Source organism: Amnibacterium soli, assembly GCF_039544415.1.
Classification (GTDB): Bacteria; Actinomycetota; Actinomycetes; order Actinomycetales; family Microbacteriaceae; genus Amnibacterium; species Amnibacterium soli.
On the sequence record NZ_BAABLP010000004.1, the window covers coordinates 163,943 to 181,029 of the forward strand.

Genomic DNA, 17,087 nt, shown 5'->3' on the forward strand with positions numbered 1-17,087 from the left:
GATCGCAGACAAGTGATCTTGGGTGCACGTGCTCCGGCACGTGCACGGTACCGAGGAGGAAATCGTGGCAGCAGTGTGCCAGGTGACCCAGGCCGGACCCGGCTTCGGGAACACCATCTCGCACTCGCACCGGCGCAACCGTCGCCGGTTCGACGTGAACGTCCAGAAGAAGAAGTACTTCGTGCCGTCCCTCAAGCGCACCGTCACGCTGACGGTGTCCGCGAAGGGCATGAAGGTGATCGACGCCCGTGGCATCGAGAGCGTGGTCAAGGACATCCTGGCCCGTGGGGAGAAGATCTGATGGCCCGCCAGCAGGACGTCCGACCGATCATCAAGCTCAAGTCGACCGCCGGCACCGGGTACACCTACGTGACCCGCAAGAACCGCCGCAACAACCCCGACCGCATCGTGCTGAAGAAGTACGACCCCGTGGTCCGCAAGCACGTCGACTTCCGCGAAGAGCGTTAAGGAACAGGACATGGCGAAGAAGAGCAAGATCGCGCGCAACGACCAGCGCGCCGTGATCGTGGAGCGCTACCGCGTCAAGCGGCTCGAGCTGAAGAAGGCGCTCGTCGACCCGAACGGCACCGACGAGTCCCGCGAGGAGGCGCGCGTGGGTCTGCAGAAGCTGCCCCGCAACGCGTCGCCGGTCCGCCTGCGCAACCGCGACGCGGTCGACGGGCGTCCCCGGGGCAACCTCTCCAAGTTCGGCATCTCGCGCGTGCGCTTCCGCGACATGGCGCATCGCGGCGAACTCCCCGGCATCACGAAGTCCTCCTGGTAGGTTTCCGCGTGGTTCCGGGCGACACGCCGGGGACCACGCAGGACCTCACCCACCGAACCGCCGCCTGACCGCGGCCTACCCGTCCGACTCGAGGAGGACGACTCTTATGGCAGACACCCTGAACCGCACCGAGCTCGTGCAGGCAGTGGCGAACGAGACGAACCAGTCGCAGGCGACGGTGAACGGCGTGCTCGACGCGCTGTTCTCGACGCTCGCGAAGTCCGTCGCCGACGGCACGAAGGTGACGATCCCGGGCTGGCTCGCCGTCGAGCAGACGTCCCGCGCCGCCCGCACCGGCCGCAACCCGCAGACGGGCGAGCCGATCGAGATCGCCGCGAGCAAGTCGGTCAAGATCAGCGCCGGCAGCAAGCTGAAGGCCGCCGTCAAGTAGGACCGCGTTCCGCACGAGCACGGCGCCCGCTCCTCCCCCGGGGAGGACGGGCGCCGTTCTCGTTCCCGCAGGCCCGCGGGGCCGCTGCGCCGCGCTCGCCCGCCTACCCTGAAGAGGATGATGTCCGCTGCTCCGTCCGCTCGCCGTGCTCCGGGCCGGCCGGCCGGCCGCGCGGACGACGACCGGCGGCCCGCCGCGCTCCCGGTCCTCCTCCTCGTGGTCGCCGCCGTCGCGGCGGCCGTGATCGCCGCCGTCGCCGGTGCGGGAGGAGCCGCGCCGCTGCTGCTCGCCCGGGTCGGTGCCCGGCTCGCGCTGGACCTGTCCTGGGCCGCCGTGCTCGGGATCCTCGCCGTGCTGCTCCTCGCGGCGCCCCGTGCGGAGCGCCGTCGCGGGGCGCTGCTCGACGCCGCGGCGGTGGCCGCCGGCGTCGCCGCCGTCGCCGCAGCGCTGACGGCGTTCCTGCTCTACGTCGGGCAGGCGCCCGCGGTGTCCTCGCCCTCGTTCGGGCCCGGCCTGGTGACGTTCGTCGCCGAGATCCCGGTCGGTCGCACCTGGCTCATCGCGGCGATCCTCGCAGCGGTGCTCAGCGCTGCGCTCGTGGCCGTCCGCTCGGCTCCCGGGCTGGTCGTGCTGGCCCTGCTCACCGCCGCCTGCCTGGTGCCCGTCGCCCTGCAGAGCGCGACGCCCGACGGCACGCTCGCCGGCACGCGATCGACCGGCGCCGCGGCGTTCGTCGTGCTCCTGAGCACGAGCACGTGGATCGGAGCGACCGCGGTGCTGTCCGCAGGCCGAGCACGAGGCGGGTCCCGGGCGCTGCGCGCGATCGCGCCGGTCTGCACGGTGCTGGCCGTGGCGGCGCTCCTGCTGGGCGGCATGCCCCTGCTGCCGTTCGGCCTCGCGGTCGTCGGCGCGCTGGTGCTCGCACTCGTCGCCGGGTCGGCGCGGGCCCGGTCGGCGTCGGTCGTGCTGCTGGGCGTCGCGGCCGGGCTCGGCGTCGCAGGCCGGGTCCTGCAGGCGGCGCCGACGTCGGCCGCAGCGCGCACCTCCCCCGCGGCGATCCTGACGGGCGCCCCGCTGCCGCCGGCGCCGACCGCCGCTCGGCTGCTGGCCGCCGTGCAGCCCGACGCCATCTGGCTCGTCGTCGGCGCGGGTCTGCTCGCGGCCCACCTGGTCGCCGTCGTGCGCCTCCGCCGGAGCGGCCGGTCGTGGCCGGCCCTGCGGACGCTCTCCTGGACTGCAGGGGTGCTGGTGCTCGTGTGGTGCACGAGCGGGGGACCCGCCGTCTACGCACCAGTGCTGCTGAGCGCGCAGCTGACGCAGCACGCGGCGCTGACCGTCGCCGTGCCGCTGCTCCTCGCCGGCGGCGCGCCGCTGCGGCTGCTGCACGCGCTCCGATCGGACCGGACGGAGCAGCGCGACCTGCCCCGGGTCCTGCAGCACCCGGTCCCCGTCGCCGTGCTCGCGGCGATCGCGTTCCTCGCGCTCCACGGCTCGCCCCTGCTGCGGTGGTCGGTCACCGACGCGATCGGCGCGGAGTGGTCCCTGCTGCAGTGCGTCGTCACCGGCGCGCTCGTCGTCGCCGCCGTGCTCGGCGGTCCGCGACGGGCGGCGGTGGCCGCGACGGTGCTGCTGCTCCTGATCGAGACCGCTGCTGCCGCCGTGCTCGGCGCCGGGTCGGGCCTGCTGCTCGCCGACTGGTACGGCGCGATGGGCTGGGGCACGGATGCCCTCGTCGACCAGCGCATCGGCGCGGTGCTCGCGTGGGTCGTGACGGCGGCGCCGACGCTCGTGCTGCTCGTCGTCGCGCTGCGCCGCCCCGCCGACGCGCAGGCCTCGACGGCCGTTCAGCCGCTCCCCTCCCGACGATCCGAGGTCCCCGCATGAACGCCGCGCTCGAGGTCGCGCTCACCCCGGCGCAGCAGGCCGTGCTCGAGGCCGTGGCCGGCGCGGACATCACGCCGCTGCTCGTCACCGGGCGCGCGGGCACGGGCAAGTCGACCGTGCTGCACCGGATCGTGGCTGCGGACCAGCGCAAGGTCGCCGTCGCAGCGCCCACCGGCGTCGCGGCGTTGAACGTCGGCGGCCAGACCATCCACTCCCTGCTGCGCCTGCCCGTCGGCCTGATCGGTAACAGCCGGCTGTACCAGGACCGCGAGCTGCGACGGCTGCTGATGGCGCTGGACGTCCTGATCATCGACGAGATCTCGATGGTCAGCGCCGACCTCATGGACGGCATCGACCGGGCGCTGCGCGAGGCGCGGGGGCGGTCGGACCCGTTCGGCGGGGTGCAGCTCGTGCTCTTCGGCGACCCGTTCCAGCTCGCTCCCGTGCCCGGCGGCGCGGAGGAGCGCACCTGGTACGCCGAGATGTACCGCTCGCTGTGGTTCTTCGACGCGCACGTGTGGGACCAGATCGGCCTGCGGACCCTCCATCTCGACCTGATCCACCGCCAGCAGGACGAGGAGTTCCGGCGCCTGCTGACCGCCGTGCGCCACGGGTCCGTGACGCGGGAGATGGCGCAGCGGTTGAACGAGGTCGGGGCCCGTCCCCTGCCGGCGGACACGCCGCTGACGCTCGCGAGCACGAACGCCTCGGTGACCGCCATCAACAAGCGTGCGCTCGCCGACCTGCCCGGCAAGGAGGCGACGGCGCTCGCGGAGGTGGACGGCGACTTCGGCGGCCGCAGCTTCCCCGCTGACGAGGAGCTGCGGCTGAAGGTCGGCGCGCACGTGATGATGCTGCGCAACGACGCCGACGGCCGCTGGGTGAACGGATCGATGGGCACGGTCGCCAAGCTCACCCGCGGTGCGCTGACGGTGGAGATCGACGGCGTGCGGCACGAGGTCGAGCCCGTGTCGTGGGAGCGCCACCGCTACACGGTGTCGCCGGACTCCAAGGAGCTGCAGCGCGAGGTCGTCGCGCAGTTCCGGCAGCTGCCGGTGCGGCTCGGCTGGGCGGTCACGATCCACAAGGCGCAGGGGGCGACGCTGGAGACGGCGCGCATCGATCTGGGCCGACGGGCCTTCTCCCCCGGCCAGACGTACGTCGCGCTGAGCCGGCTCACCAGCCTCGACGGGCTCTACCTGTCGCGCCCGCTCATCCCCGGCGACGTGATCGTCGACGCCGACGTCCGCCGATGGGTCGAGGAGCGCCGAAGGGCCGCAGCCGAGGGCTGAGCCGGCCCGCACGACCACGAGCCGTGAAACCCGTGGACCGGCTCAGTGCATCTGCATCGGCATGGAGCCGCCGACGGAGGTGGCGGCGAGGCCCTGCGTGACCAGCACGGCGACGACCGCAGCCGCTGCGCCCGCCTCCAGCACGAAGCGGAGGGGGCGCATCGGGCGGGTCTCGATGCGGCCGCGCAGCAGGTGGACGACCAGCAGCACGCCGACCGCCAGGTCGAGCGCCCCGCCGACGGCGAAAGCGACGGGCGGGACGCCCAGCGAGACGGAGAACCCGTGGCGCGCGGCGGAGCCCGGCAGCAGCAGGCCGACGACCGTGCCGACGAGTGCGACCGCGGTGCCTCCGGCTGCTGCGGGCGCGGCGGGAGGGGCGGTGCGGGAGAGCGCCAGGACGCCCCACAGGACCTCGGCGACGCCGAGGAGGAGGAGCGGGGTGAGGGCGGCCGGGACCGCGCCGACGGAGCTGCCGAGGTGGATCAGCCCGGCGCCGATGGCGGCGAGCCCCGGCCAGGTGCGCACGAGGCGCCCGGGTCAGACGTGCTGCGCTTCGGGCTCCGGCTGCTCGCGGTCGCGGGTGGCGCCGTGGTCCGCACCGAGACCGGTCGCGAGCAGCAGCAGCGCCGAGGCGAGGTGCAGGATGTGGTCCGGCACGTTGAGCGACAGGAAGTTCACGGGGGACCGGCCGCCGTCGGGCGCGGTGAGGAAGAAGCCCACGATGCCGAGCAGCAGGTAGAGGGCGCCGACGGTGCTGTTCGCGGCCCGCGCGGAGGCGGCGGTGCCGGCGCCGGCGATCAGCAGCGCGGAGCCGATCAGCAGGTGCGCGATGTTGTGCAGCGGGTTGACCTCGAAGATCCCGAGGATCGCGTTGCTGCCGTCGCCCGGACCGGCGAAGGGCACGCCGTTGACCCAGAAGAAGCCGAGGAGCCCGACCAGCACGTAGACCGCGCCGAACAGGGTCGCGATGATCCGGTTCGGGGACTTGTGGAAGGCCGTCCCGGGGTTGATCTGGTTGATCTGCACGCTCGCGCGCCTCCTCGTCACTCGGTCCCGCGTCGGGACCGGCACCCACGATGTCAGGCTCCGCCGGGAGTTCGCCACTCCGCGAGCGGGGGAGGGTCCGTCCACGCCGCAGCTCGTCCCGCGTCCTAGCGTGGAGCCATGACCGACGAGGCCGCGACCCCCTCCATCGCCGTGACGGTGCCCCCGAAGCAGGAGGTCGGGGTCTTCGCCGACTTCGCCGGCATCTGGCACACGCCGAACACCTTCGTGCTCGACTTCCTGTCGCTGACGTCGCCCGGCCCGCAGCCGCAGCTGGACGGCGACGGCGAGATCGTGGGCGCGATGCCGGCGCGCGTCGCCGCCCGCGTGCGCATCCCGGCGGAGCAGGTGTTCCAGATCATCGCGGCGCTGCAGACGCAGGCCGACCAGTGGCTGGAGGAGACGGGCCGCTCCGAGCCGCCGGAGGCGTGGCTCCCCCACCCCTGAACCAGGGCGGCCGGGGACGTCGACCTGCGCGCAGTCGAACGGAGCGCCATCACCGCTGAGCCACCGACACGACGGCGTGCACGGTCGCCGCGGACATCGGAGCGCCTGCGCGGCAGAGGCCGTGAGACCGACCCGGCGGCGAGTGGTCGCGTACCGCAGCTCGGTTCACGAGCCGCGAAGCGGCACAGGATCCGAAGCGCTCGCGCTTCGAGGACCATGGATGCGGAGCGGGCGACGGGAATCGAACCCGCGCTACCAGCTTGGGAAGCTGGAGTTCTACCATTGAACTACGCCCGCGATGCGCGTCGAGCGCGCCCGGCGAGTGTAGCAAGGGGGATCGGCGTCTCGTCGCCCCGCTAGGGTCGGGGCCGTGCTGCTGTCGGATCGGGACATCGCCGCTGAGCTCTCCTCGGGTCGGGTGGTGCTCGATCCCTACGATCCGGGTCTGCTGCAGCCGTCCAGCTTCGACGTGCGGCTCGACCGGTACTTCCGGCTGTTCGACAACCACAAGTACGCGGTGATCGACCCGGCGGAGCACCAGCCGGACCTGACGCGCCTCGTGGAGACGAAGCCCGGCGAGGCCTTCGTGCTGCACCCGGGCGAGTTCGTGCTCGGTGCGACCTTCGAGGCCGTGACGCTCCCCGACGACATCGCCGCCCGGCTCGAGGGCAAGAGCTCCCTCGGCCGCCTGGGCCTGCTCACCCATTCGACGGCCGGCTTCGTGGACCCGGGGTTCACGGGCCACATCACCCTCGAGCTGAGCAACGTGGCGACGCTGCCCATCAAGCTCTGGCCGGGGATGAAGATCGGGCAGCTGTGCTTCTTCCGCCTGAGCTCGCCGGCCGAGAAGCCGTACGGTTCGGGCGAGTACGCGTCGCGGTACCAGGGCCAGCGGGGCCCGACCGCCTCCCGGTCCTGGTTGAACTTCACGAAGGCGGACGTCTCCGTCACGGACGCGGGGGCCTCCGGAGCCTGAGCGTCCTGCTCACGTGGAACAGGCTCAGGCGCGGGCGGCCGCCAGCTCCGCGAGCTGGAGGTTCAACCAGGGACTGAAGGCCCAGGGCGCCATGCTCGCGGCGACCTCGAGGTCGTCCGACTCGATCCAGCGGTACTCGGCGACCTCGTCGGGGTCGGCCTGCACCTCGTCGAGCGTCACGGCGGCGTAGACCGGGCAGATCTCGTTCTCCACGACGCCGGACGCGTCGGTCGCGCGGTACCGGAAGTCGGGGAGCACCAGCCGCAGATCGGTGACCGTGACGCCGAGCTCGTCGTTCGCCCGGCGAGCGATCGCCGTCGCCATGTCCTCGCCGGGTGCCGGGTGCCCGCAGAAGGAGTTGGTCCACACGCCGGGCCAGGTGCGCTTCGAGAGCGCGCGGCGGGTGACGAGCAGGCGGCCGTCGGCGTCGCGGAGGTGGCAGCTGAAGGCGAGGTGGAGGCGCGTGTCCTCGTCGTGCACGGTCGCCTTGGGGGCCGTGCCGATCGGCGTGCCGTCGTCGTCGAGGAGCACCACGCGCTCGTCCATGTCCGTCATCCGCTGCGCTGTACCCTTGCCGTCGTGCCGTACCGAGACGCCCCCGTTCGGGGGCGCCGAGAGGCCGCCAGCCTAGAGCCAGGCGGCGCTCGAACCTGCGCGGTCGACCCGTGGAGCCGGTGCCCGTGAGCGCCGGACCGCTCGAGCGCTACGACCGCGCCGCGGCCCGCTCCTCCGCCGTCGTCATCGGCGAGTACTCGACCTCGTTCGGGCTGGCGGTGCGCCTGCTGCCGCCCCGCACCCGGGGACACATCCGCAACGTCTATGCGCTGGTTCGCCTCGCGGACGAGGTCGTCGACGGGGTGGCGGCCGCGGCCGGCGTCCCCGCGGATCGCATCGCCGCGGCGCTCGACGACCTCGAGTCGTCGACCTACGAGGCGATGGGGACCGGGTACTCGACGAACCTCGTGGTGCACGCCTTCGCGACGACCGCCCGCGCCGTCGGGATCGAGCGGGGGATCGTCACGCCGTTCTTCACGTCGATGCGCATGGACCTGCAGCGCGCGACGCACACCGACGCCTCGTTCGCCGAGTACGTGGACGGGTCCGCGGAGGTGGTCGGCCTGATGTGCCTCCGCGCGTTCACGGCCGAGGGGCCGCCGCGCTCGCCCGAGCAGCTCGCGACGCTCGAGACCGGTGCGCGCCGGCTCGGTGCGGCGTTCCAGAAGGTGAACTTCCTGCGCGACCTCGCCGCCGACTCCGACGGACTGGGGCGCGCCTACTTCCCGGGGGTGGACGTGACGCGTCTCGACGAATCGACCAAGGACCGGCTGCTGGACGACATCGACGCGGACCTCGCGGCCGCGGCGGCCGCCCTGCCGCTGCTGGAACCCGGTCCACGGCGCGCGGTGGCGCTCGCGCACGGCCTGTTCGCCGAACTCGCGGTCCGCATCCGCGCGACGCCGGCGGAGACCCTGCGCACCACCCGCATCCGGGTGCCCGACCCGGCGAAGGCGCGGCTGGCGGCGCTCGCCGTCGCCGGGCGCCTGCCGAGGCGACGATGAGCCGCGCGGTCGTCATCGGCGGCGGCATCGCGGGTCTCGCGACCGCGGCGCTGCTGGCGGAGGAGGGGCACGACGTCGTGCTGCTCGAGGCGCGCGACGACGTCGGCGGCCGGGCAGGGCAGTGGCACAGCGGCGGCTACCGGTTCGAGACCGGCCCCTCCTGGTACCTGATGCCCGAGGTGTTCGACCACTTCTTCCGCCTGCTCGGCTCGAGCGCGGACGCGGAGCTCGACCTGCAGCAGCTCGACCCCGGCTACCGGGTCGTCTTCGAGCCGAAGCCCGGTGCGGCCGCCGAGGTCGTCGACATCGCCGCGAGCCGCGAGGCGAACATCGCGCTCGCCGAGTCGCTCGAACCCGGTGCCGGCGAGCAGCTGTCGCGCTACCTCGACTCGTCGCGGTGGGTGTACGAGACCGCCAAGCGGTACTTCCTCTACACGACCTTCCAGAAGCTCAAGCCGCTGATGGTGCGGGAGGTGGTGCGCGGCCTGCCGCGCCTCGTGCCGATGCTGACCGAGTCGCTGCACCGCTTCGTGACCCGTCGGTTCAAGGACCAGCGGCTGGCGCAGATCCTGCAGTACCCCGCGGTGTTCCTCGGCAGCTCGCCGTTCAAGACGCCCGGGATGTACCACCTGATGAGCACCCTCGACCTCGAGGGCGGCGTGCTCTACCCGCGCGGCGGCATCACCGCCGTCATCGACGCGATCCGCAAGCAGGCGGAGCAGCGGGGCGTCGACATCCGCACGGGCACGCCGGCTGCGCGCATCCTCACCGAGGGCACCGCGGCGGGCACCCCGCACGTCACCGGCGTCCGCACGGCCGCGGGCGACGTCGTCCCCGCGGACCTCGTCGTCAGCGCGATGGACCTCGAGGCGGCCGAGCGCACCCTCCTCCCGCCCGCCCTCCGCACCTACGACGCCGACTGGTGGTCCAAGCGCACGCCCGGACCCTCCGCGGTGCTCGTGCTGCTCGGCGTCCGCGGCGAGCTGCCGGAGCTGCTGCACCACACGCTGTTCTTCACCGACGACTGGCGGGAGAACTTCGAAGCGGTCATGCCCACGCACCGGCCGGCGCCGCCCCTGCCGGACGAGCTCTCCCTCTACGTCTGCCGGCCGAGCGCCACGGACGCGGTCGCCCCGGAGGGGCACGAGAACCTCTTCGTGCTGGTGCCGGTCACCGCCGACCCGGCGATCGGGCACGGCGGCGTCGACGGCGCCGGCGACGCGGGCGTGGAGGCGATCGCGGACCGCGCTATCGCGCAGGTGTCCCGGTGGCTCGAGACGCCCGACCTCGCCGACCGCATCGAGGTGCGCCGCACCATCGGCCCGGCCGACTTCGCCGACGACCTCGCCGCCTGGCAGGGCACGGCGCTCGGTCCCGCCCACACGCTCGCGCAGTCGGCGCTCTTCCGCGCCGGGAACACGAGCCGGAAGGTCGACGGCCTGCTCTTCACGGGCGGGTCGACCATCCCGGGGATCGGCCTGCCGATGTGCCTCATCAGCGCCGAGCTCGTGATCAAGCGCCTGCACGACGACACCACGGCGGGGCCGCTGCCCGAGCCGCTGGTCCGTCCGTGACCGGGCTGTACCTGGGCGGACTGCTGCTCTCCATCGCCGGGCTGGTGTTCCTCGACCTCAGGTCGAAGCTCTTCCTCGGCGCCGCACCGCGGCGGGCGGCGGCGGTGCTCGCGATCGGCGTGGTCGGCTTCCTGGTCTGGGACGCGGCCGGGGTGGCGCTCGGCATCTTCTTCGAGGGCCGGAACGACCTGCTGGTCGGCATCGACCTCGCGCCGCAGATCCCGCTCGAGGAGCTCTTCTTCCTGATCCTGCTGTGCCTCAGCGCGATGGAGGCCTTCGCGCTCGTGCAGCGCCTCGTCGATCGAGGTGCCGGGCGGGGCTCCGCGCGGTGACCACCTACCTCTGGCTCGCCGCGGGCGTCGCCGTGCCCGTCTCCGCGGTCGCGCTCGTCGTGCTCGCGCGGGCGGGTCGCCGGGCGCTGCTGCCGGCGCTCGCCGGGCTGGTGGTGCTCGTCGCGCTGACCGCCGTGTTCGACAACGTCATCGTCGGCTCGGGCGTCGTCGCGTACGACTCCACGCGCATCCTCGGGATCCGCCTCGGCGTCGCACCGGTGGAGGACTTCTCCTACGCGATCGTCGCGGCGCTCGCGCTGCCCGCGCTGTGGGTCCTGCTCGAGCGGAGGCGCGCGCGGTGATCCGCCACCTGTTCGTCTCCTCCCGCCCGCTCTCGTGGGTCAACACGGCGTACCCCTTCGCGCTCGCCTACCTGCTGCTCGCGCGGCCGGTGGACCCGCTGGTGCTGGTGGTCGGCACCCTCTACTTCCTCGTGCCGTACAACCTGGCGATGTACGGCATCAACGACGTGTTCGACTACGAGTCGGACCTGCGGAACCCCCGCAAGGGCGGGATCGAGGGCGCGGTGCTCGCCCCCGCGTTCCACCGGCCCACCCTGCTCGCCGCCGCGGTCACGAACGCGCCGTTCCTGGTGGTGCTCGTGCTGCTCGGCGGCCCCGCCTCCTGGCTCGTCCTGCTGATCAGCGTGTTCGCCGTCGTCGCCTACAGCGCGCCGGTGCTGCGGTTCAAGGAGCGCCCGGTGCTCGACTCGATCACCTCGGCCACCCACTTCGCCAGCCCCGCCGCGTACGCGGTCGCGCTGGCCGGGGTCGCGCCGGACGCCCGCGCCGTGCTGCTGCTCGCCGCGTTCTTCTGCTGGGGCATGGCGAGCCACGCCTTCGGGGCGGTGCAGGACGTGCCGTCGGATCGCGAAGCGGGCATCGGCTCGGTCGCCACCGTGCTCGGCGCCCGCGCGACCGTGCTGTTCGCCGCGGCGCTGTACCTCGCCGCGGGAGTCCTCGCCGCCTGCTCCAGGTGGCCGACGGCGCTCGCCGGGCTGCTCGCGCTGCCCTACCTGGCGATGGTGCTGCCGTTCGTCGGCATCACCGACGCCACCGCGGAGCGCGCGAACCGGGGCTGGCGCCGCTTCCTGGCCATCAACTACGGCGCGGGGTTCGCCGTCACCATGCTCGCGATCGTCGCGTCGGCGCTCGCGTGAATCCGGGGGAGGATCGCGACATGCGGGGGAAGCGGTTCAAGCGGATCGAGCCGGGGCCCGGTCAGGAGTCGGTGTGGGACTACCCGCGCCCTCCCGCCGTGGAACCGTCCACGGAGCTGGTGCGGATCGAGCTCGGCGGGGTGCTGGTCGCGGAGACGACCGACAGCCTCCGTGTGCTCGAGACCAGCCACCCTCCCGTGTACTACCTGCCCCCGGAGGCCTTCGTCGTGGACGTGCACGAGGGCGGCGGGCTCAGCATGTGCGAGTTCAAGGGCATGGCGCACTACCTGACGATCGCCGCCGGGAACCGGATCGCCGTCCGCTCCGCGTGGACCTACCCCGAGCCGTGGCCGGGCTACGAGGCGATCGCCGGCCGCATCGCCGTGTACCCGTCGAAGATGGACCGCTGCACGGTCGACGGCGAGGCCGTCGTGCCGCAGGAGGGGGACTTCTACGGCGGCTGGGTCACCTCAAAGGTGGTCGGCCCCTTCAAGGGAGCGCCCGGCACCCTCGGCTGGTGACGACGACCCCTCGACCGGCAGCATCAGGACGAGCCCCAGCGCGAGCACCAGCACGATGCCGAGGATGCCGAAGCCCTGGTCCTGCGCGATCGCGGTCAGCGCGGCGAAGGCCGCGGGCGCGATGAAGCTGGCAGCGCGACCGGTCGTGGCGTAGAGGCCGAAGAGCTCGCCCGCCCGCTCCGCCGGCACGAGCCGGCCGAGGAGGGCGCGACTCGAGGTCTGGGCCGGGCCCACGAACAGGCAGAGCGCCAGGCCGAAGACCCAGAACACCCACCGGCCCTCGTGCTGCAGCGCGAACGCGATCGTGCCGCAGACCACGAGGCCGACGAGCGATGTCATGATCACCGGCTTCGGGCCGTAGCGGTCGTCGAAGCGACCGGAGATCAGGGTGCTGACCCCGGCGACGAGGTTCGCCGCGACGCCGAACACGAGGACCTCCGAGAACGTGAAGCCGAAGACGGCGGCGGCGATGACCGCGCCGAAGGTGAAGACGCCGGTGAGCCCGTCTCGGAACACGGCGCTCGCGATGAGGAACATCAGCAGGTTGCGGTCGTTCCGCCGCAGGGCGACGAGGTCGGCGACCAGCCGCCGGTAGGTGGCGAGGACTCCGAGCTGCTCCCCGGTGGCGATCCGGCGGTCGTCGGGGACCGCGAACAGCACCGGGATCGCGAACACGGCGAACCAGATCGCGCAGACGAGCGCGCTCAGCCGCACGCCGAACGCCCCGAGCGGGATCAGGGTCGTGACGAGCAGGACCAGGAGGACGATGCCGCCGACGTAGCCGGAGGCCCAGCCGAACGCGCTGATGCGCCCGATCGACCTCGGGGTGGAGAGCGGCAGCAGCATCGCGTTGTAGTTGACGGCGCCCGCTTCGTAGGCGACCGTGCCGATCGCGACGAGCGCGACGCCGAACCAGAAGTAGGACGGGGACGGCTGGACGAAGAACATGCCGACCATCGCGGCGGCGACGACGGCGCTCGCGACGGCGAGCGGACGACGCCGTCGGCCCACGGCGTCGGAGCGCCGCCCGACGACCGGAGCGATCAGTGCGACCGCGACGCCGGCGACCGCGAGCCCGGCGCCGAGCCCGCTGGACAGCGCCGCCTTCGCCGCCGTGTAGCCGGGGGCCTCCGGGGTCAGCCCGGTGAAGACGTCGCTCGTGAGGTAGACGGTGAAGACGAACGTGGTGATGACGGCGTTGAACGAGGCGCTGCCCCAGTCCCAGGCCGCCCAGGCGAAGACGCGGCGGTCGAGCAGCCGGACGGCGGGCGGCGGTGCCGTGGTCATGGCCGCAGCGTAGGACCGCGAGGTGTCGGACCGGATCCCCCGTTCGCGTCCCGGCGGCGGGGAGTGGTCGTGGGCTCCAGTCCGAGTTGTGCGCGAGGGCTCGTGCGCTACCGGGACGGGAACGCGCGATCGTTCGACCTCTGGTGCCCTGATCCACGTGCATCGGGTTGCGCACACCCGAATCGGGGCTGTGGAGGAGGAGCGGGCGGGGCGCCCGCCGAGAACGGGGGACGCGGCACGCCCCGCGACGCGCGCGGGATCGGGGAGAATCGGCGGGTGACCGATCGAACGCGTGCCCTGGAGACGGACCCCTCCGTCTGCTATCGCCACCCGGGGCGGCAGAGCTGGGTGCTGTGCCAGCGCTGCGGCCGCACCGTGTGCCCGGAGTGCCAGATCCAGGCCCCGGTCGGCGTGCACTGCCCCGAGTGCGTCGCGGAGACCTCGGGCGGCGTCGCCTGGCGGCCCGCCAACACCGTCACCCCGCTCGCGAAGCCGAAGCGCAGCCGTCGTCGGCCGGCTGCGGCCGCTCGCGTGCAGTCCCTGCTCGCGCCCCGCGGCGTCGGCTTCAGCGCCAGCTCGGTGATCCTCGGCTCCGCGATCGTGCTCTGGGTCGTCGGCTCGTTCTCGATGCTGCCGTTCGCGTTCCTCGCGGGGCAGTCCTCCTCCCTCGGTCTGTCGCCGCTCCCGCTGCCGGAGCTGCAGGTGTGGCGCTACCTGACGGCGCCGCTGGTCAGCTCGTCGGGCGGGTTCAGCTTCCCCTCGGCGGTCTTCTTCGCGCTGTCCGCCGTCTTCTTCTGGCTCACGGCGCCGCAGCTCGAGCGGATGCTCGGCCTGCGGACCTTCCTGATCGTCGTCGGCACCGCCGCGGTGGTCGGCAGCGCGGGCCTGGTGCTGTCGGCCGGCTTCGCCGCCGGGCTGTCGCCGGTGATCTTCGGGTGCTTCGCCGCGCTGCTCGTCGTCGTGTGGCACGAACCGCAGATGCGCACGCAGATCCTGATCATGATCGGCATCAACCTCATGCTGAGCCTCGTGCTCGGCGGGAACGGCCTCGCCGGCCTCGTCGGCGGCATGGTCGGCGGCGCCGGCGCGCTCTGGCTGATCCGATCGGGCCCGGACCGGGGCTGGAGGAGCCGCACGCCGCTGCTGATCATCGCCGCGGTCTGCGTCGGCCTCGTCCTGGTGGCCGCGCTGCGCGCGCTCGCCTGATCCCGGCGATCGCTCCCATCCACCGGGAATTCGGGCGCTTCCTGAGAGTTGAGTACCTATGACTCAACTTCTCGGGCTGCGATTGGACACGGTCGCCTCGGGTTCCTAATGTTGAGTCGCCACGACGCAAGTCGTGCCGCAGACAATCAACGCAAGGAGACACCCCATGGCTCGTGCCGTCGGAATCGACCTCGGGACCACGAACTCCGTGGTCGCCGTGCTCGAGGGTGGCGACCCCACGGTCATCGCCAACGCGGAGGGCTTCCGCACCACCCCCTCGGTCGTCGCGTTCGCGAAGGACGGTGACGTGCTGGTCGGTGAGACCGCGAAGCGTCAGGCCGTCACCAACGTCGACCGCACCATCTCCTCCGTCAAGCGCCACATGGGCACCAGCTGGACCACGTCCATCGACGGCAAGCCCTACACGCCGCAGGAGATCTCGGCCCGCATCCTCGGCAAGCTGAAGCGCGACGCCGAGCAGTACCTCGGCGACAGCGTGACGGACGCCGTCATCACCGTGCCGGCGTACTTCAACGACGCCGAGCGCCAGGCCACGAAGGACGCCGGTGAGATCGCCGGCCTCAACGTGCTGCGCATCATCAACGAGCCGACCGCCGCGGCGCTCGCCTACGGCCTCGACAAGGGCAAGGAGGACGAGCTCATCCTCGTCTTCGACCTCGGTGGCGGCACCTTCGACGTCTCCCTCCTCGAGGTGGGCAAGGACGAGGGCTTCTCGACCATCCAGGTCCGCTCCACCGCCGGCGACAACCGCCTGGGCGGCGACGACTGGGACCAGCGGGTCGTCGAGCACCTGATCAAGCGCTTCAAGGACTCGACCGGCGTCGACGTCTCGAAGGACAAGATCGCGCTGCAGCGCCTCAAGGAGGCCGCGGAGCAGGCGAAGAAGGAGCTCTCGGGCTCCACCTCCGCCTCGATCACCCTCCCGTACCTGTCGCTGACCGAGAACGGTCCGGCGAACCTCGACGAGACGATCACCCGCGCGCAGTTCGAGAACCTCACGAGCGACCTGCTCGAGCGCACCCGCAAGCCGTTCCAGGACGTCATCAAGGAGGCGGGCGTCAAGGTCGAGGACATCGCGCACGTCGTCCTCGTCGGCGGTTCCACCCGCATGCCCGCCGTCTCCGAGCTCGTGAAGAAGCTCACCGGCGGCAAGGAGCCCAACAAGGGCGTCAACCCGGACGAGGTCGTCGCCGTCGGCGCCGCCCTGCAGGCCGGCGTGCTGAAGGGCGAGCGCAAGGACGTCCTCCTCATCGACGTCACCCCGCTGTCCCTCGGCATCGAGACCAAGGGCGGGATCATGACCAAGCTCATCGAGCGCAACACGGCCATCCCCACCAAGCGCAGCGAGACCTTCACCACGGCCGACGACAACCAGCCGTCCGTCGCGATCCAGGTGTTCCAGGGCGAGCGCGAGTTCACCCGCGACAACAAGAACCTCGGCACCTTCGAGCTGACCGGCATCGCGCCGGCGCCTCGGGGCATGCCGCAGGTCGAGGTCACCTTCGACATCGACGCGAACGGCATCGTCCACGTGTCCGCGAAGGACAAGGGCACCGGCAAGGAGCAGTCGATGACGATCACGGGCGGCTCGAGCCTCCCGAAGGACGACATCGAGCGCATGGTCCGCGAGGCCGAGGAGCACGCCGCGGAGGACAAGCGCCGTCGCGAGGCCGCCGAGGTCCGCAACTCCGGTGAGCAGCTCGTCTACTCGATCGAGAAGCTCATCAAGGAGAACGACGACAAGCTGCCCGCCGACGTCAAGGACGAGGTGCAGGGCGACGTCGACTCCCTGAAGAGCGCGCTCGCCGGCGACGACGACGACGCGGTCAAGACCGCGTTCGACAAGCTGAACGAGAGCCAGACCAAGCTCGGCCAGGCCATCTACGCGAGCTCGCAGGCGGAGCAGTCCGCCCCGAGCGCCGAGGAGCCCGCCGCCTCGTCCTCCTCCGATGAGGACGTCGTGGACGCCGAGGTCGTGGACGACGACGAGCCGAAGCGATGACGGACGACAAGAACCAGCCGGAGGGGGCGCCCGAGGAGGGCGCCCCCCAGGGCGACGGTGGCCAGAACGACGAGAACTGGATCCAGGCCGAGGGGCCGGACGTCGAGACGTCGCTCAACGACGCCGACCAGGCGTTCCTGAACGGGGAGGGCGACCTCCCCGCCGGGACCGGGCCGGACGGCACCCCGCAGGACAGCGAGCACCTCGCCGACCTGCGCCGCGTGACGGCGGAGTACGCCAACTACCGGCGCCGCACCGAGCGCGAGCGCGACGCGCTGCGCGACCGTGCCACGGGCGACGCCGCGCGGGCGTTCCTGCCGGTGCTCGACGACCTGGACCGGGCGGAGGCGCACGGCGACCTCGCCGAGGGCGGCCCCCTCACCGCGATCGCGCAGAAGCTGCGCGGCGCCGTCGCGAAGCTCGGCATCACGCCCTACGGCGAGAAGGGCGAGCTCTTCGACCCGCACCAGCACGACGCGATTTTCCAGCGGGAGAGCCCCGACGTGACCAGCCCCACCGTGTCCGACGTGGTCGAGCGCGGCTACCGCATCGGCGAGACGACGCTCCGCGTGGCGAAGGTCGTCGTCGACACCCCCTCCGGGAGCTGA

Annotated in this window: 21 protein-coding genes and 1 tRNA gene; 17 read left to right on the forward strand and 5 right to left on the reverse strand. The window is 72.5% G+C overall.

All coding sequences use genetic code 11. The annotated features are described in order from the left end of the window. Positions 1-64 precede the first annotated feature (64 nt). From rpmB to ABEA53_RS10265, 6 genes are all read left to right on the forward strand, one after another. Positions 65-301: a 50S ribosomal protein L28 gene (gene rpmB, locus ABEA53_RS10240; RefSeq protein WP_345481043.1), complete on the forward strand. Its 237-nt coding sequence runs from the start codon at positions 65-67 to the stop codon at positions 299-301. Beyond that, complete coding sequence (rpmG, locus tag ABEA53_RS10245; RefSeq protein WP_119480475.1) at positions 301-468, forward strand: 50S ribosomal protein L33; 168 nt, start codon at positions 301-303, stop codon at positions 466-468. Before rpmB ends, rpmG begins: the two co-directional genes overlap by 1 nt. 10 nt (positions 469-478) lie before the next feature. Next, on the forward strand, positions 479-784 hold the full coding sequence (gene rpsN, locus ABEA53_RS10250; RefSeq protein WP_345481044.1) for a 30S ribosomal protein S14: 306 nt from the start codon (positions 479-481) through the stop codon (positions 782-784). Positions 785-890: 106 nt separating this feature from the next. Beyond that, positions 891-1,175, forward strand: coding sequence for an HU family DNA-binding protein (locus ABEA53_RS10255; protein ID WP_345481045.1), 285 nt, complete (start codon positions 891-893; stop codon positions 1,173-1,175). A gap of 117 nt (positions 1,176-1,292) precedes the next feature. Beyond that, entirely contained in the window at positions 1,293-3,059 is a 1,767-nt protein-coding gene (locus tag ABEA53_RS10260; protein ID WP_345481046.1) for a cytochrome c oxidase assembly protein, read from the forward strand. After that, a complete protein-coding gene (locus tag ABEA53_RS10265; RefSeq protein ID WP_345481047.1) occupies positions 3,056-4,351 on the forward strand; it encodes an ATP-dependent DNA helicase in 1,296 nt (431 codons plus the stop codon). Before ABEA53_RS10260 ends, ABEA53_RS10265 begins: the two co-directional genes overlap by 4 nt. A 42-nt stretch (positions 4,352-4,393) precedes the next feature. Here ABEA53_RS10265 and ABEA53_RS10270 read toward each other — a convergent pair whose 3' ends face one another. Together ABEA53_RS10270 and ABEA53_RS10275 are read right to left on the reverse strand one after the other, a co-directional pair. After that, positions 4,394-4,876, reverse strand: coding sequence for a hypothetical protein (locus ABEA53_RS10270; RefSeq protein ID WP_345481048.1), 483 nt, complete (start codon positions 4,874-4,876; stop codon positions 4,394-4,396). A 12-nt stretch (positions 4,877-4,888) separates the two neighbouring features. Next, a complete protein-coding gene (locus ABEA53_RS10275) occupies positions 4,889-5,377 on the reverse strand; it encodes a DUF4383 domain-containing protein (protein WP_345481050.1) in 489 nt (162 codons plus the stop codon). A gap of 138 nt (positions 5,378-5,515) precedes the next feature. Here ABEA53_RS10275 and ABEA53_RS10280 point away from each other — a divergent pair, with 138 nt between their 5' ends. Continuing rightward, positions 5,516-5,842 (forward strand): DUF3467 domain-containing protein, encoded by a 327-nt coding sequence (locus ABEA53_RS10280; RefSeq protein WP_345481052.1) that lies wholly within the window; start codon positions 5,516-5,518, stop codon positions 5,840-5,842. A 226-nt stretch (positions 5,843-6,068) separates the two neighbouring features. Here the strand turns inward: ABEA53_RS10280 and ABEA53_RS10285 are convergent. Beyond that, a tRNA-Gly gene (locus tag ABEA53_RS10285) sits at positions 6,069-6,139 on the reverse strand. Positions 6,140-6,212: 73 nt separating this feature from the next. Between ABEA53_RS10285 and dcd the strand changes: the two genes are divergently transcribed. Beyond that, a complete protein-coding gene (gene dcd / locus ABEA53_RS10290; RefSeq protein WP_345481053.1) occupies positions 6,213-6,818 on the forward strand; it encodes a dCTP deaminase in 606 nt (201 codons plus the stop codon). Between the two features lie 24 nt (positions 6,819-6,842). Here the strand turns inward: dcd and idi are convergent, their stop codons facing one another. Then, the gene (gene idi, locus ABEA53_RS10295) at positions 6,843-7,373 is read right to left on the reverse strand and encodes an isopentenyl-diphosphate Delta-isomerase (protein WP_345481054.1); all 531 of its coding nucleotides are present in this window, start codon (positions 7,371-7,373) and stop codon (positions 6,843-6,845) included. Positions 7,374-7,498: 125 nt separating this feature from the next. Here idi and ABEA53_RS10300 point away from each other — a divergent pair, with 125 nt between their 5' ends. From ABEA53_RS10300 to ABEA53_RS10325, 6 genes are read left to right on the forward strand one after another with little or no spacing between them, the layout of a single operon-like run. Further along, entirely contained in the window at positions 7,499-8,377 is an 879-nt protein-coding gene (locus tag ABEA53_RS10300) for a phytoene/squalene synthase family protein (protein WP_345481055.1), read from the forward strand. After that, on the forward strand, positions 8,374-9,951 hold the full coding sequence (gene crtI, locus ABEA53_RS10305; RefSeq protein ID WP_345481056.1) for a phytoene desaturase family protein: 1,578 nt from the start codon (positions 8,374-8,376) through the stop codon (positions 9,949-9,951). Before ABEA53_RS10300 ends, crtI begins: the two co-directional genes overlap by 4 nt. Beyond that, positions 9,948-10,283 carry a lycopene cyclase domain-containing protein gene (locus ABEA53_RS10310; RefSeq protein ID WP_345481057.1) on the forward strand — a complete coding sequence of 112 codons (336 nt, stop codon included), beginning with the start codon at positions 9,948-9,950 and terminating at the stop codon, positions 10,281-10,283. The genes crtI and ABEA53_RS10310 overlap by 4 nt, the downstream gene beginning before the upstream one ends. Next, entirely contained in the window at positions 10,280-10,585 is a 306-nt protein-coding gene (locus tag ABEA53_RS10315) for a lycopene cyclase domain-containing protein (protein ID WP_345481058.1), read from the forward strand. The genes ABEA53_RS10310 and ABEA53_RS10315 overlap by 4 nt, the downstream gene beginning before the upstream one ends. Further along, a complete protein-coding gene (locus ABEA53_RS10320; protein WP_345481059.1) occupies positions 10,582-11,442 on the forward strand; it encodes a prenyltransferase in 861 nt (286 codons plus the stop codon). Before ABEA53_RS10315 ends, ABEA53_RS10320 begins: the two co-directional genes overlap by 4 nt. 20 nt (positions 11,443-11,462) lie before the next feature. Further along, positions 11,463-11,963, forward strand: coding sequence for a DUF427 domain-containing protein (locus tag ABEA53_RS10325; RefSeq protein ID WP_345481060.1), 501 nt, complete (start codon positions 11,463-11,465; stop codon positions 11,961-11,963). On the opposite strand, the gene ABEA53_RS10330 is transcribed toward ABEA53_RS10325, so the two are convergent. Further along, a complete protein-coding gene (locus ABEA53_RS10330) occupies positions 11,913-13,250 on the reverse strand; it encodes an MFS transporter (RefSeq protein ID WP_345481061.1) in 1,338 nt (445 codons plus the stop codon). The genes ABEA53_RS10325 and ABEA53_RS10330 overlap by 51 nt on opposite strands. A 276-nt stretch (positions 13,251-13,526) precedes the next feature. Between ABEA53_RS10330 and ABEA53_RS10335 the strand changes: the two genes are divergently transcribed. From ABEA53_RS10335 to ABEA53_RS10345, 3 genes are all read left to right on the forward strand, one after another. After that, a complete protein-coding gene (locus ABEA53_RS10335) occupies positions 13,527-14,456 on the forward strand; it encodes a rhomboid family intramembrane serine protease (protein ID WP_345481062.1) in 930 nt (309 codons plus the stop codon). A 166-nt stretch (positions 14,457-14,622) separates the two neighbouring features. Beyond that, complete coding sequence (dnaK, locus tag ABEA53_RS10340; protein ID WP_345481063.1) at positions 14,623-16,479, forward strand: molecular chaperone DnaK; 1,857 nt, start codon at positions 14,623-14,625, stop codon at positions 16,477-16,479. After that, complete coding sequence (locus ABEA53_RS10345) at positions 16,476-17,087, forward strand: nucleotide exchange factor GrpE (RefSeq protein ID WP_345481064.1); 612 nt, start codon at positions 16,476-16,478, stop codon at positions 17,085-17,087. The genes dnaK and ABEA53_RS10345 overlap by 4 nt, the downstream gene beginning before the upstream one ends.